At 72.7% G+C, this 14,530-nt stretch carries 12 protein-coding genes and 1 pseudogene; 12 read left to right on the forward strand and 1 reads right to left on the reverse strand.

Annotated elements, in window-relative coordinates:
* Positions 1 to 410: 410 nt before the first annotated feature.
* From ACSMXX_RS28295 to ACSMXX_RS28310, 4 genes are all read left to right on the forward strand, one after another.
* Positions 411 to 1,193 carry a hypothetical protein gene (locus ACSMXX_RS28295; protein WP_473181495.1) on the forward strand — a complete coding sequence of 261 codons (783 nt, stop codon included), beginning with the start codon at positions 411 to 413 and terminating at the stop codon, positions 1,191 to 1,193.
* A 5-nt stretch (positions 1,194 to 1,198) separates the two neighbouring features.
* On the forward strand, positions 1,199 to 2,437 hold the full coding sequence (mycP, locus tag ACSMXX_RS28300) for a type VII secretion-associated serine protease mycosin (protein WP_473185017.1): 1,239 nt from the start codon (positions 1,199 to 1,201) through the stop codon (positions 2,435 to 2,437).
* A gap of 136 nt (positions 2,438 to 2,573) precedes the next feature.
* A complete protein-coding gene (locus ACSMXX_RS28305; protein ID WP_473181496.1) occupies positions 2,574 to 3,335 on the forward strand; it encodes an SseB family protein in 762 nt (253 codons plus the stop codon).
* A gap of 138 nt (positions 3,336 to 3,473) precedes the next feature.
* Positions 3,474 to 4,211, forward strand: coding sequence for an MIP family channel protein (locus ACSMXX_RS28310; RefSeq protein WP_473181497.1), 738 nt, complete (start codon positions 3,474 to 3,476; stop codon positions 4,209 to 4,211).
* 49 nt (positions 4,212 to 4,260) lie between these two features.
* Here ACSMXX_RS28310 and ACSMXX_RS28315 read toward each other — a convergent pair whose 3' ends face one another.
* Complete coding sequence (locus ACSMXX_RS28315) at positions 4,261 to 4,644, reverse strand: DUF1844 domain-containing protein (protein ID WP_473181498.1); 384 nt, start codon at positions 4,642 to 4,644, stop codon at positions 4,261 to 4,263.
* 329 nt (positions 4,645 to 4,973) lie between these two features.
* Between ACSMXX_RS28315 and infC the strand changes: the two genes are divergently transcribed.
* The 8 genes and pseudogenes from infC to ACSMXX_RS28355 all read left to right on the forward strand — a co-directional run bounded on the left by infC (position 4,974) and on the right by ACSMXX_RS28355 (position 14,497).
* Positions 4,974 to 5,600 (forward strand): translation initiation factor IF-3, encoded by a 627-nt coding sequence (infC, locus tag ACSMXX_RS28320; protein WP_216093856.1) that lies wholly within the window; start codon positions 4,974 to 4,976, stop codon positions 5,598 to 5,600.
* A 120-nt stretch (positions 5,601 to 5,720) separates the two neighbouring features.
* Positions 5,721 to 5,915 carry a 50S ribosomal protein L35 gene (gene rpmI, locus ACSMXX_RS28325; RefSeq protein WP_473181499.1) on the forward strand — a complete coding sequence of 65 codons (195 nt, stop codon included), beginning with the start codon at positions 5,721 to 5,723 and terminating at the stop codon, positions 5,913 to 5,915.
* Positions 5,916 to 5,996: 81 nt separating this feature from the next.
* Positions 5,997 to 6,380, forward strand: a complete 384-nt coding sequence (gene rplT / locus ACSMXX_RS28330) for a 50S ribosomal protein L20 (protein ID WP_070012487.1) — start codon at positions 5,997 to 5,999, stop codon at positions 6,378 to 6,380.
* A gap of 114 nt (positions 6,381 to 6,494) precedes the next feature.
* A complete protein-coding gene (locus ACSMXX_RS28335; protein WP_473181500.1) occupies positions 6,495 to 7,385 on the forward strand; it encodes a TrmH family RNA methyltransferase in 891 nt (296 codons plus the stop codon).
* 219 nt (positions 7,386 to 7,604) lie between these two features.
* Positions 7,605 to 8,794, forward strand: a pseudogene (locus tag ACSMXX_RS28340) (sensor histidine kinase).
* A gap of 170 nt (positions 8,795 to 8,964) precedes the next feature.
* Positions 8,965 to 10,119, forward strand: coding sequence for a phenylalanine--tRNA ligase subunit alpha (pheS, locus tag ACSMXX_RS28345; protein ID WP_473181501.1), 1,155 nt, complete (start codon positions 8,965 to 8,967; stop codon positions 10,117 to 10,119).
* Positions 10,119 to 12,683 carry a phenylalanine--tRNA ligase subunit beta gene (gene pheT, locus ACSMXX_RS28350; protein ID WP_473181502.1) on the forward strand — a complete coding sequence of 855 codons (2,565 nt, stop codon included), beginning with the start codon at positions 10,119 to 10,121 and terminating at the stop codon, positions 12,681 to 12,683. Before pheS ends, pheT begins: the two co-directional genes overlap by 1 nt.
* Before the next feature lie 374 nt (positions 12,684 to 13,057).
* On the forward strand, positions 13,058 to 14,497 hold the full coding sequence (locus tag ACSMXX_RS28355; RefSeq protein WP_473181503.1) for a PP2C family protein-serine/threonine phosphatase: 1,440 nt from the start codon (positions 13,058 to 13,060) through the stop codon (positions 14,495 to 14,497).
* The last annotated feature ends 33 nt before the right edge of the window (positions 14,498 to 14,530 follow it).

Here is a 14,530-nt window from a genome sequence, read left to right on the forward strand (position 1 = left end):
CATCCGCGAGCGCAGGACCGCACTCCCCGGCCGGCGCCTCGTCCCCTTCCGGAGGGCCGCGCCTGCCCCGGCCCGCCGCAACTCCCCAGCCCCCGCCGCCCACCGGGGAGCCCCTGACGTCCGAGACGCTGCGCCGCAGAACGAGCGCCTCCGGCATGGAAGGGCAGAGCAGCACCGGCAGACGGGACGGAACGGAGACCACACCGGGCACCCGTGCCGTCCCCGGCTCAGTCTCCGGGCCTGCTGCCGTCCCCGGCTCCGGCCCCGCTGCGGACCCTGCCCCCGGCCCGGCCCCGCTTCCGGGTGCCGTTCCGCCGCAGCGCCCACCGCACCCTCCCGCTCCAGCCGGCGGCCATCCCGGTCTGCCCCGGCAGCAGGGCTTCTCCGACTCCGGGCCTCCCACATGGCAGTTGCGGCCCATCCGCGACGAACGCGTGCACAGCCGCCCGGCCCCCCGCACGGTGGCGGCCGCCGTCTGCCTGGTCCTGGGCGTCGGTCTGCTGGGCGGAGCCGCCGCCGGCACATGGCTCACCGGCGACTCCGGCGAACAGGCCGTCACCGAGGGCTCGTTCGACGAGATGCGGGCCGCGTGGCACAACAACTCCGTCGACGACCTCTTCCCCCGCGTCCTCGAGGGGCGGGGTGCCGGCCCCGGCGGGGCCGACCGCCGCTGGATCCGCGTCGGCGTCGCACCGGACAGCAACTGCCGGGGCGCGTTCGACCCGTTGCTCGCCAAGGCCCTGTCACCTGTCGGATGCAGCCGTCTCGTACGCGCCACCTACGCCGACGAGACGACCAGCAGCGTCACCACGGTCGGCCTGCTCTTCACACGTTCCGAGAGCGCGGGCATGCGCGCGCTGCGCAAGCGCTTCGCCGTGGAGAACCTCAGCGAACGCACCGACCTGATGCCGCGTCCGTACGGATCGCGCGGCACGGTCTCGGCCGACTTCGGCGACGCCCAGCGCGCCAGCTGGACGATGCGGGTGCTCTCCGACGCGCCCGTCGTCGTCTACGCCGTGAGCGGGTTCGCGGACGGACGCGTCGTCAGCGACCCGCAGCCCGCGGCCGAAGCGACCGAGAAGGGTGAGACGTCGGCCGCGGCACAGGCCGGTCTCGGCCACGACGCACAGGGCATAGCGGACCGCATCGAGCGCCGTCTGCGTGATGGGGCAGGGGAAGAGGACGACCAGTGACCCACATCCGGCCCGTACACGCCCCGCAGCGCCGCACTACGCCGGGCAGCACCCGGCCACGGCGCCTGGCGGCCGCGGCGCTCGCGGCGGCGATCGCCGTCCTGCCGGCCGCAGGCAGCGCACAGGCGGCGGAGGGCGAGGGCATCCAGCGGCAGCAGTGGGGCCTGAAGGCCATTCACGTGTCGGACGCCTGGAAGACCACCAAGGGCAAGGGCATCACCGTCGCCGTGCTCGACACCGGCGTCGACCCCGGCCATCCCGACCTGGAAGGCAACGTGCGCAGCGGCCGCGACTTCATCACCCTGGGCGCGAAGAAGGGCGACCGCGCATGGGCCCGGCACGGCACCGCCATGGCGGGGATCATCGCCGGCCACGGTCACGGCAAGGGCAGCAAGCTCGGCGTCATGGGCGTCGCCCCCGAAGCGAAGATCCTTCCCGTACGGGTCCTGCTCGAGGACAGCGACCCCAAGCGCAAGAAGGCACGCGACGCACGCGCCTCCGCTCTTGCCGACGGCATCCGCTGGGCCGCCGACAAGGGCGCCGACGTCATCAACCTCTCCCTGGGCGACGACAGCAGTTCCGCCCACCCCGAGGCCGGAGAGGACTCCGCAGTCCGCTACGCGCAGCGCAAGGGCTCCGTCGTCGTGGCCTCCGCCGGCAACGGCGGAGAAGACGGCGACCACGTCTCCTATCCGGCCGCCTACCCCGGCGTCATCGCGGTCACCGCCGTCGACCGCCGCGGGGCGCGCGCCTCCTTCTCCACGCGGCGCTGGTACGCGACCGTCGCCGCCCCCGGCAAGGAGGTGCTGATAGCCGACCCCGACCGGAAGTACTACGAGGGGTGGGGCACCAGCGCCGCCTCGGCGTTCGCCTCCGGCGCGGTCGCGCTCGTACGGGCCGCACACCCCGAGCTGAGCCCCGCGCAGATCAAGGAACTGCTGTCCGACACGGCACGTCACACCCCCGAGGGCGGCCGCAGCGACGCTCTCGGCACAGGCGTCGTCGACCCGGCTGCCGCCATCGAGATGGGCTCCAACATCAAGCCCCGTGAGCAGGAGCCCAGCCGGCAGCCGTACAGGAGCGAGTTCTTCGGGACGGGTCCCGACGACGGGCCGAGCGCGGGCTGGCTGGCGACGATCGCCGCCGTACTCGGGCTGCTGCTCATCGGGGGCGCGGTGGCGGTCCACAAGGGCGTGAACGCGGAGACCCTGCGGGGCATGGGCAACCGGCTGTCCCGGCGCTGAGGGCGCAGCTGCGTACGCACGCGGCGGCGGCGCCATGGCCCCGTGGCGCAACGTGCCGTCCCCCGGCCGTCGCCCGGGCTCCCCGCCGCCGCCCCGGCGTCCGGAGCCGCCGCGGCACGGAACTAAGCTCTTGGCCGTGGCGCTCAAGAACATCCCCGACCCGGGCTTCTCCGCCGACACCGGCACGGCCGACCCCGCCCTCACGGAGGCGCTCGCCGCCTGGCAGGCGGCCCCCGAGGAGCCGGGCGCGGAAGAGCGCGTGCTCGAAGCCCTCGCCCTGGCGCGGCTTCTGGTGCCCGTCGTCGCCGTTCTCGGCGAGAGCGAAGCAGCCGGGTCGGGCCTGCGCCGCGAGAAGACCAGCGAGATGGCCGTGCCGACGCTCACCACCCCCGCCGGGCGCCGTGCGCTGCCCGCGTTCACCGGCACCGAGGCGTTGGCCCGGTGGAACGCCGAGGCCCGTCCCGTGGCCGTGCCGCTGCGCCAGGCGCTGCAGGCCCTCGCTCACGAGAAGGCGGACACCCTCGTCCTCGACCTCGCCGGGCCCGTCACGTATCAGCTCACCGGTCCCGCCCTGCGCGCGCTCGCGGAGGGCCGCACCGGCACCGGCCCCGTCTCCGGGCCCCGGATCACGGCCGCGCTGCGCGCCCTGCTCGCCGCCGAACCCGACGTGGCAGGCGCACACCTCGTGCCCGGCGGCCCCGGCTCCGACGCCACACTCGCCCTGACGCTGGCCCCGGACGCCGCCGCCGACGCAGGCACGGCCGCAGCGGCCGTGCGGCGGCTGGCCGGCGCGCTCGCGGCCGACGAGACGCTGCGCTCACGCCTCGTACGGGGCCTCGAACTGGCACTGCTCCCGCCCGGCAGCACCCTCCCCGAGGATGCCCTCTACCGGCGCTGACGGGACCCGCCGCGACCCTGTGCCCGGCCCCCGGGAGAGCGCGTCGTCGCTGGTGGACGGGGCTTCCGGCTCGACATGCGCGCCCGCCGCAGGCGGCGGAGGATGGTGAGCGACCATTCCCGACGTGTCAGGAGTGCCATGTCGACCGAGACGGAGCTGCAGACCACTGCAGCGGAATTCCTTGGAACCGCGGTCCTCGTCTTCTTCGCGGTGGGTGCCACGGTGCTGTCGGGTGAGTACATCGGCACGCTCGGCATCGCTCTCGCGTTCGGCTTCACGCTGCTGGCGCTCGCCTACGTCTTCGGACCGGTCTCCGGCGCCCACGTGAACCCGGCGGTCACCCTGGGGTTCCTGATGGCCAAGCGGCTCGACGTGCCGACCGCTGTGAAGTACTGGATCGCGCAGGTCGCCGGCGCCATCGCGGGCGCCGCTCTGCTCTTCCTGCTCGCCAAGCAGGTGCCCGGCCTCCGGACCAGCGAGAGCTTCGGCAGCAACGGCTTCGGCGACCGCTCCGCGGTGCAGATCAACCTCGGCGGCGCCTTCCTCGCCGAACTGCTGCTGACGGCGCTGCTCGTCTACGTCTACCTGTGCATGACCCACAAAGTGACCGTCGCGGGCTTCGGCGGACTCCCCATCGGCCTCACGCTGGCCGTCATCAGCCTGATCGGCATCCCGCTGACGGGCGCAGGGGTCAACCCGGCCCGGAGCCTCGGCCCGGCGATCTTCGCCGGCGGCGCGGCACTCACCCAGTTCTGGCTCTTCCTGGTGGCCCCGCTCGTGGGCGGCGCACTGGCGGCGGTCCTGCACCGCGTCACGCATCCGCCGGCGGGCGCGGAGCTGCACAGGAACCTTCAGCCCTCGGGCTCTCCCCGCTGACCGGCCGGCCTGCGGAACGAACCGGACCGGACCGGCCGCCGGCTCCGGCTCAGCTGAAGACGGGGCCCGTGAACTTCTCTCCCGGGCCCTGTCCCGGCTCGTCCGGTACGGCCGAGGCCTCGCGGAACGCCAGCTGCAGCGACTTCAGGCCGTCCCGCAGCGGCGCCGCGTGGTACGTCCCGATCTCCGTGGCGCTCGCGGTGACGAGCCCCGCGAGGGCGTGGATGAGCTTGCGCGCCTCGTCCAGGTCCCGATGCTGCTCGCCCCCCTCGGACAGCCCGAGATTCACCGCGGCCGAACTCATCAGGTGCACAGCGACGGTGGTGATCACCTCGACCGCCGGTACGTCCGCGATGTCGCGGGTCATGCTGTCGAAGTCGGGGGCACCGGGACTGCCGGGAGCCGCGGGGCCGTTGGGGTCGGAGTCGCTCATGTGTGTCACCCTAGGGCCCTTCGCCGCAGAGGTCCCGGCCCAGGTGGCCGCGGTGGCCCCGGTGGGGAGTGCTCCCGGCCCCTGGTATGCTGGGATATCGACCGGCTGGAGAGTACGTGACTTCAGCCCGCAAGTGGAGGCTCCGAACTCCCACCTGACGGCCCGGCGGGCCGCGGGTCAACGGTCAGGCTGCGCCCCGCGATCACGCGTCGGTGCTCCAGGTCTTTGAGGAGCCACCGCCTGTGTCCGTCAGGGGCGTTTTCTGCGTCTCGGCGCGGTGGTCACACAGACGACATCACTTGCGCGGCCGTCCGCCAGACCGCCGTGCCGTGTACCGAGGAGGCCCCATCAGCGCCGAGCCCCGCATCAACGACCGGATTCGCGTCCCCGAGGTGCGACTCGTCGGTCCCAGTGGCGAGCAGGTCGGCATCGTGCCGCTTGCCAAAGCCCTGGAGCTTGCGCAGGAGTACGACCTCGACCTGGTCGAGGTGGCGGCGACAGCACGTCCGCCGGTCTGCAAGCTCATGGACTACGGAAAGTTCAAGTACGAGTCGGCCATGAAGGCCCGTGAGGCGCGCAAGAACCAGGCGCACACGGTCATCAAGGAGATGAAGCTCCGGCCGAAGATCGATCCGCACGACTACGACACCAAGAAGGGTCACGTCGTCCGGTTCCTCAAGCAGGGTGACAAGGTCAAGATCACGATCATGTTCCGCGGACGTGAGCAGTCCCGCCCCGAGCTGGGCTTCCGGCTGCTCCAGCGGCTCGCGGACGACGTCGCCGACCTGGGCTTCGTGGAATCCAACCCGAAGCAGGACGGCCGCAACATGATCATGGTTCTCGGTCCGCACAAGAAGAAGACCGAGGCGATGGCCGAGGCCCGCGAGGCGCAGGCAGCCCGCAAGGCCGGCCGCCAGCAGGAGAGCAGCCCCGCCGAGGAGCCCGCCGAGGCGTGAGCCCTCCGAGGGGCCCTGCCTCGGGACACCCCGGACAGTCCGTACAAGCGATACAAGGCGCCTTCGCCGCCGGCCCGCGGGCCGGGTGCGGGGCGCCACCGACGAGGAGTGAGCGGCGACATGCCGAAGAACAAGACGCACAGTGGTGCCCGTAAGCGCTTCAAGATCACAGGCTCGGGCAAGGTGATGCGCCAGCGTGCCGGCCGCCGCCACTATCTCGAGCACAAGCCGTCCACGCTGACGCGTCGCCTGGCGGGCAATGCCGAGGCGGCCCCGGCCGACGCCAAGAAGGCCAAGAAGCTTCTCGGCAAGTAAGTCCGGCTCGACCGGGACCCAATCGATCCGGGCTGGGTGGTCGTCCCACCAGACCGGCCCCGTGTACCAAGGAGTCATCAAGTGGCACGCGTCAAGCGGTCAGTCAACGCACACAAGAAGCGCCGGGCGATTCTCGAGCAGGCCAGCGGCTACCGCGGCCAGCGCTCTCGTCTGTACAGGAAGGCGAAGGAGCAGGTCACCCACTCCTACGTCTACAACTACAACGACCGCAAGCGGCGCAAGGGCGACTTCCGCCAGCTGTGGATCCAGCGCATCAACGCCGCCGCCCGCGCCAACGGCATCACCTACAACCGCTTCATCCAGGGTCTGAAGGCCGCCAACATCGAGGTGGACCGCAAGATCCTCGCCGACCTCGCGGTCAACGACGCGGGCGCCTTCACCGCCCTCGTCGAGACGGCGCAGAAGGCCCTCCCGAGCGACGTCAACGCCCCGAAGGCAGCCTGAAGCACGCAGCACGCATGGCGTTTTCGTACGGCAGCGGACCCGCAGGTATGAGTGCCCGCGGGTCCGCTGCTGTGTGTTGCACGGTCACGATCCCGAAGTGAGCAGCCGCCGCCCATGGGCACCACCCCCGACCCGATCTCCCCGCGCTCCGCACGCGTCGCCGCAGCGCGGCGGCTGGTGCGGCGCAACTTCCGCGCCAAGGACCGCCTCTTCCTCGCCGAGGGGCCGCAGGCCGTACGGGAGGCCGTCGCGGTCGGCTGGGACGAGCCCGGCGGTGGCGGCGGCCCCGCCCTGGCCGAGCTGTTCGCGACGCCCGAGGCCGCGGAGCGCCATGCCGAAATCCTGCGGGAGGCACACGAGTCGGGCGCACGCGTCCACCTGGCCGACCCGCAGACCCTGGACGGCATGACCCGGACGGTCAGCCCGCAGGGCCTCGTCGGGGTCTGCCGCTTCGTCGACTCCCCGCTGGAGGCGGTGCTCGCGGCCCGCCCGCGCCTGGTGGCGGTCCTCGCGCACGTGCGCGACCCCGGCAACGCCGGCACCGTGCTGCGCTGTGCGGACGCCGCCGGGGCCGACGCGGTGATCCTCACCGACGCCTCCGTGGACCTGTACAACCCCAAGACGGTGCGGGCGTCCGCGGGTTCGCTCTTCCATCTGCCGGTCGCCGTCGGCGTACCCGCCGCGTCGGCCGCTGCCGGACTGCGCGCCGCGGGCGTACGGCTGCTGGCCGCCGACGGCGCCGGTGAGCGGGACCTCGACGCGGCGCTCGACGCCGGGACGATGGGCGGCCCCACCGGCTGGATCTTCGGCAACGAGGCCTGGGGCCTGCCGGAGGAGACCCGTGCCCTCGCGGACGAGGTGGTGCGGGTGCCCATCCACGGCCGCGCGGAGAGCCTCAACCTGGCGACGGCGGCGGCCGTCTGCCTGTACGCGTCGGCCCGCGCACAGCGTGGCGCCGGGGGCTGCCGGCACGGTGCCGGCGGTGCCGGCGGCGACGGCCTGTAACAGCACACCCCGGATTCCCCGGTGGACCGCGCGCCCGGCGTGCGCCCGCGGCGCACTCTGCGCTGCCCGTGCGGCTTTCGCCCGGCGTCGCGGGGAGGGACACCGCGGACGGTGCACTAGTAGGGTGGCCGGGCCCGGGGGCGGAGCCAGTGGAGCCAGTTGGGGCCGGTGGAGCCAGTGAGGCCAGACGAGGGGGGTGCACCGGGGATGGATGTGCGGATGCAGCGCACACAGCCGCACGGCGCCCCGTCTCCGTCGTCCGGTGCCTCCGCCGGCCGGCCCGGCCCGGTTCCCGATCCCGGCCCGGCTCCCGATCCCGGCGCGGACGTCTGCACGGAGGCCTTCGCCGGCCCCGGCGGGCTCGCCGTACACCCCGACGATCTGCCCGACGGGCTCGTCGTCGCGGACCGTACGGGCCGGGTCGTCTCCTTCAACGCCGCCGCGGTCCGACTGACAGGGCTCAGCGCCGCCGACGCCCTCGGCGGCACCCTGCAGCAGGCGCTGCCGCTTGAGGACATGGACGGGCGCCGGTGGTGGCAGCTCACCGACCCCTACGGCGGCCTCGCCACCCGCACCGGCCAGCCCGAGCGGAACCTGCTGCTGCCCGGCGGCCGCGAGGTGCTCGTCTCGGCCCGCTACGTACGGGCCCGCCCGAAGGGACCCGTGCAGCGGCTGGTGGTGACCCTGCGCGGCACCGAGGCGCGGCGTCGTGCCGAGCGCAGCCACGCCGAGCTGATAGCGACGGTCGCGCACGAACTGCGTTCACCCCTCACCTCGGTGAAAGGGTTCACAGCGACGCTGCTGGCGAAGTGGGAGCGCTTCACCGACGACCAGAAGCGGCTGATGCTGGAGACCGTCGACGCCGACGCAAACCGCGTCACCAGGCTCATCGCCGAACTGCTGGACATCTCCCGGATCGACTCGGGACGCCTGGAGGTGCGCCGTCAGCCCGTGGACATGGCCGCGGCGGTACGCGTCACATCGAGGCGCACGTAGCGGCCGGACGCTCCTCGGACCGCTTCGTCACCCGTGTCAGCGAGCCGCTGCCCGGCCTGTGGGCCGACCCCGACAAGGTCGACCAGGTGCTCGGCAACCTGCTGGAAAACGCCGTGCGTCACGGCGAGGGCACTGTCACCATCGAAGTGGCACCCGCACCTCTCCGCAGCGACGAACAAGGAACGGCAGTCACCGTGAGCGACGAAGGCCCCGGCATCCCTGAGGAGTCGATGAGCCGCGTCTTCACCCGCTTCTGGCGGGGCAGCAAGCGCGGCGGCACCGGCCTGGGCCTGTACATCGTCAAGGGCATCGTCGAGGCTCACGGCGGGACGATCACCGTGGACCGCGCGGTCGCCGGCGGCGCCCGGTTCCGATTTACCCTGCCCGTGGGCGCCCCGGCCTTCATGGCCTGACCGGCGTGCACGGGCTTCTCGAGGCCCGCGGGAGCGCGGCCCCCTCCCTATGATCCCCGTGATCGCCTGATCACGGCCGTGTGCGGGGCCGTACGCCCGTCCATCTAGACTCGGCTGCCGGGGGCCGCCCCCTCGCGCGCAGCCGGATCCAATCGGAAGTACGGGAAAAGATGTCCGCACCCAATAAGTCCTACGACCCCGTCGAGGTCGAGGCACTCAAACCGGAAGTGATCGACCGGGCGAAGGACGAGGCGCTGGCCGCCGTCGCAGCCGCCGGTGATCTCGAATCGCTGCGCGAGGTGAAGGCCGCTCACGCAGGCGACCGCTCCCCACTGGCTCTGGCCAACCGCGAGATCGGCGCCCTGCCCCCGCACGCCAAGGCCGAGGTCGGCAAGCGCGTCGGCCAGGCACGCGGCGCGGTCGGGCAGGCACTGAAGCAGCGGCAGGAGGAGCTGGAACGTGAGCGCGACGAGCGCGTCCTGGTCGAGGAGGCAGTGGACGTCACGCTGCCCTACGACCGCATGCCATCCGGCGCCCGTCATCCCCTGACGACCTTCTGCGAGCGCGTCGAGGACATCTTCGTCGCCATGGGTTACGAGGTGGCCGAGGGGCCCGAGGCAGAGGCGGAGTGGTTCAACTTCGACGCCCTCAACATCGCCCCCGACCACCCGGCGCGCACGATGCAGGACACCTTCTTCGTACGTACGGAGAAGGACGGCGGCGAAGAGGGCCCTGCTGAAGGCACGGGCGAGGGGGACAGCGGCGTCGTACTGCGCACGCACACCTCGCCGGTGCAGATCCGTACGCTGCTCGACCGCGAACCGCCCGTCTACGTGATCTGCCCCGGCCGGGTCTTCCGCACCGACGAGCTCGACGCGACGCACACGCCCGTCTTCACCCAGGTCGAGCTGCTCGCCGTCGACGAGGGCCTGACGATGGGCGACCTCAAGGGCACCCTCGACCACATGGTGCGCGAGCTGTTCGGCGAGGATGTGCACACCCGGCTGCGCCCCAACTACTTCCCGTTCACCGAGCCTTCGGCCGAGATGGACATGGTCTGCTACCGGTGCCACGGCGACTCGGTCGGCGACCCGGACAACCCGTGCCGGACCTGCTCCAGCGAGGGCTGGATCGAGCTGGGCGGCTGCGGCATGGTCAACCCGCGCGTGCTGACCGCCTGCGGTGTCGACCCGGAGAAGTACAGCGGATTCGCCTTCGGATTCGGGATCGAGCGGATGATGATGTTCCGCCACAACGTCGAGGACATGCGAGACATGGTCGAGGGTGACGTGCGCTTCACCAGGCCGTTCGGGATGGAGATCTGATGCGCGCCCCGCTTTCGTGGCTTCGGGAGTACGTAGAGCTGCCAGCCGGCGAGACGGGCCGGGACGTCGCGGCGAAGCTGATCGACGCCGGGCTCGAGGTCGAGACGGTCGAGCAGCTCGGTGCCGGGCTCAAAGGGCCGCTCGTCGTCGGCAAGGTCCTCGCGATCGAGGAGCTGACGGAGTTCAAGAAGCCGATCCGCTACTGCCAGGTCGACGTGGGTCAGGCCAACGGTTCGGGAGAGCCGCAGAACATCGTCTGCGGTGCGACCAACTTCCGCGTGGGCGACAAGGTCGTCGTCGTGCTGCCCGGAGCGGTGCTGCCCGGCGGCTTCGCGATCAGCGCCCGCAAGACCTACGGCAAGGTCTCCGAGGGCATGATCTGCTCCGCCGCCGAACTGGGCATGGGGGAGGACCACTCGGGGATCATCGTGCTCCCGCCCGAGTACGAGCCGGGCACCGACGCCGTCGAGCTGCTCGAACTCGTCGACGAGGTACTGGACATCGCCGTCACCCCCGACCGCGGCTACTGCCTTTCCATGCGCGGCATCGCCCGGGAGACGGCGACCGCGTACGGGCAGCAGCTGCGCGACCCCGCGCTCCTGGACGTGCCCACACCCAACGCACACGGCTTCCAGGTCAATGTCTCCGACCCGAAGGGCTGCGACCGCTTCGCCGCCCGTACGGTCACGGGGCTGCGGCCGGAGGCCACATCGCCCCTGTGGCTCCAGCGGCGGCTGCAGAAGTCGGGCATGCGGCCCGTCTCACTGCCCGTCGACATCACCAACTACGTGATGCTGGAGCTGGGTTCGCCGCTGCACGCATACGACCGGTCCCGGCTGGACGGCCCCATCACGGTCCGCCGCGCCACCCCCGGCGAGCGGCTGACCACCCTCGACGGCACGAAGCGGAAGCTGGACGCCGAAGACCTCGTCATCGCCGACGACACTGGACCCATCGGCCTCGCCGGTGTGATGGGCGGCGGCAACAGCGAGATCGCCGACCCGGAGCAGGACCCGGAGAGCGGCGAGTGGCGCGGGACGACCGAAGTCGTGGTGGAGGCCGCCCACTTCGATCCCGTCACCGTGGCCCGTACCAGCCGGCGTCACAAGATCTCGTCCGAGGCTTCCCGCCGTTTCGAGCGCGGCGTCGACCCGGAGGCCGCCGCGGCCGCCGCACAGCGCACCGTCGACCTGCTGGTGCTGCTGGCCGGTGGCAGCGCCGACTCCGGCGTCACCGAGTTCGTCACGCCGCACGGGCCGCACACCATCAAGATCCCCGCAAGCCACCCCGGCCGGGTCGCCGGCGTCACCTACGCCCGCGAGACGGTCGTGCGCCGCCTGCTCCAGGTGGGCTGCGACGTGTACGGGCAGGACGAGCTGACCGTGACCGTGCCGTCCTGGCGTTCCGACCTGACCGACCCCAACGACCTGGCCGAAGAGGTCATCCGCCTCGAGGGCTACGAGAACCTGCCCTCGACCCTGCCCAGGCCTCCCGCCGGCCGGGGTCTGACCGAGCGGCAGCGGCTGCACCGCCGGGCCGGGCGTGCGCTCGCCGGTGCCGGCTATGTCGAGGCGCTCAACTACCCCTTCGTCGGGCAGGACTCCTTCGACCAGCTCGGCCTGGCGCAGGACGACCCGCGCCGCCGTACGGTCACGCTCGTCAACCCGCTCTCCGACGAGGAGCCGTCGCTGCGCACCACGCTGCTGCCGGGCCTGCTCGCGGCACTGCGGCGCAACGACGGCCGCGGCAGCCAGGGCAGTCAGGGAGGGCTGGCGCTCTTCGAGACGGGCCTGGTCTTCCTGCCCACCGGGGCCGAGACCCGGGCCGCGAGGCTGCGCGTCGACGCCCGTCCCGCGGACGATGAGATCGCCTCACTGGACGCGGCGCTGCCCCGTCAGCCGAGGCATGCCGCCGCCGTGCTCGCCGGCCCCCGTGAACAGCCGGGCTGGTGGGGCGAGGGCCGCCCGTCCGTCTGGGCCGACGCGATCGAGGCCGCCCGTACGGTCGCGCGGGCGGCCGGAGCCGAACTCACCGTCCGCAGCGCGCAGTACGAACCGTGGCACCCCGGCCGCTGCGCGGCTCTCTACGCCGGAGGTCCGGACGGCGACGGCGAGGGAACGCTCGTCGGGCACGCGGGCGAACTGCACCCGCGTGCCGTCAAGGCGCTCGGGCTGCCACAGCGTTCCTGCGCGATGGAACTCGACCTCGACGCCGTCGAGAAGGCGGGCGGCGGGGTCGTGCCGGCTCCGCGGGTGTCCGGCTTCCCGGTGGCCACGCGGGACGTCGCCCTGGTCGTGGACGAGTCCGTGCCGGCGGCGCGGGTGGAGGCCGCGCTGGGCGAGGGCGCGGGTGAACTCCTCGAATCTGTGCGGCTGTTCGATGTCTTCACCGGTGAACAGCTCGGCGGGGGCAAGAAGTCGCTGGCGTACGCGCTGCGATTCCGCGCGAGCGACCGTACGCTGACGGCCGATGAGGCCTCGGCGGCACGGGACGCCGCGGTCGCCTCGGCGGTGGAGCGCACCGGCGCGGTGCTGCGCGGAGCGGAGGCTGCCGCTCAGTCCTGAGACACGTCTGGGACTCGTCCTGGGACACGTTCTGAGACGAGTCCCGAGAAACCCCGCTGTCCGGCCCGGCCCCTGGTTCCCGCCAGGGGCCGGGCCGTTGTGTGTCCGGAAGCGTCCGGGCGTGTCCGGTGAGTGGTCCGGGTCTGTTCCCGTCTGTTCCGGGTGCGGCGGTCCGCTTGCCGGCACGCGGGGCCGCGGCACCGTACAGTCACGCGCCCACTCACTCAATCGTGTGAGGAATGCCGGACCTTGGTCATCCGGGTCCGCGGGTCGGCCACCATCGTGCTGGTCGCAGGGGGTTGCGGGGGGAGGGGAGCCAGACAGCAGCACGGACGGGGCGCGCGATCGTCCCGGAGGCCGGAGGGACCATCCGCATGACCGGAGACCAGGCATCGCGCGCAGGCGTCACGAGCCCCGCCCTCGCCGAAGCGAAGGCCCCGAGGGCCGCGAAGGCGGCCGGAGCCCCGAAGGCGGCCGGAGCCCCGAAGGCACGGCCCAAGGTCACCGCAGGCGGGCGGAGGGTACGCAGAGCGGTGGCTTTCGCCGTGCCCGCCGTGTGGGTTGTGGGCGTGCTGCTGTGGGAGCTCGTGCTGCCTGTGGACACACACTGCGTGGCCCTGCTGGCTGCCACACCCGCGCTGGCGTGCGCCGGCACAGGGGCGCGCACGGGTGTCTGGCTCGGAGGCGGCTGTGCGCTCCTCGCCCTGTATCCACTTGGCTCCGCGCCCGTTTACCAGGAGATCGGCGGCAGCGCCGGCATGTGCGCGGCCATCGTCTGCGTGGCGATGGCGAGTTGCTACACGGTGCGGCGGCGTGCACACCTCACCGACGAGCTCGCCCGTACCCGCGAGGTGGCCACCGCCGCACAGCAGGCGCTGATAAGGCCGCTGCCGGCCCGTATCGGGGGCCTCACCGTGGCTGCCGGATATCTCTCGGCGGCTCGCGGTGCGGCCGTGGGCGGTGATCTGTACGACGCGGTGGCCACCGTGCACGGCGTGCGCGTCGTGATCGGGGACGTGCGGGGGCACGGGCTCGGAGCGGTCGGCACGGTCGCGGCGGTGCTGGGCAGCTTCCGCGAGGCCGCACATGACGAACCGCGGCTGGAACGGGTGCCGCACCGTCTGGAGCGGGCGCTGGACCGGCATCTCGCGTCCCGCCCGTACGCGTGCGCGGACCTGTCGGAACAGCGGGGCACGGGCCAAGACTTGGACGACGAGAGTGCCGAAGAGGAGCCCGTGGACGAGGAGTTCGTGACGGTGCTTCTGCTGGAGGTACGCACCGACGGCACGGTCACCGCCGTCAACTGCGGTCACCCCTGGCCGTACCGGCTCACCCCTGGTCCCCGCGGCGAATGCCGCAGCGAACTGGTCTCCACGGCCGAACCGCTCCCGCCGCTCGGCATGCTGCCGCTGCCGCCGGAGGGCCCCGAGCCCAGACACCTCCAACTGGCGCCGGGCGAGGCGCTGTTCTTCTACACCGACGGAGCCGAGGACGCCCGTGACGCCGACGGGAGGTCCTTCCCCCTGCCCGAGACCCTCACGGCCGCTCTCGCCGGACGAAGAGCGCGAGGCCGCCGCCCGGCGGCGCGCACGGCCGGGAACGGAGCGGCAGGAGCGGCGGGGACGACGGCCGGTCCGGCAGACCTCGTCGACCACGTGCGGCGGTCCCTGCTGCGGCACGCGGGTGGCCGTCTGCCCGACGACGTCGCGCTGCTCGCCCTGCGCAACGACCGCTGCAGGGTGCACGGGCCGAGGCACGATCCGCCGCCCGAACGAGCAGACGCGGACGTGCCGTTGGCGTGCTCCTGCCCCTGAGGCCTCTCGTTGGCCCCGACCCGGGGGGCGGTT

The organism is Streptomyces sp. DSM 116795 (genome assembly GCF_055792905.1).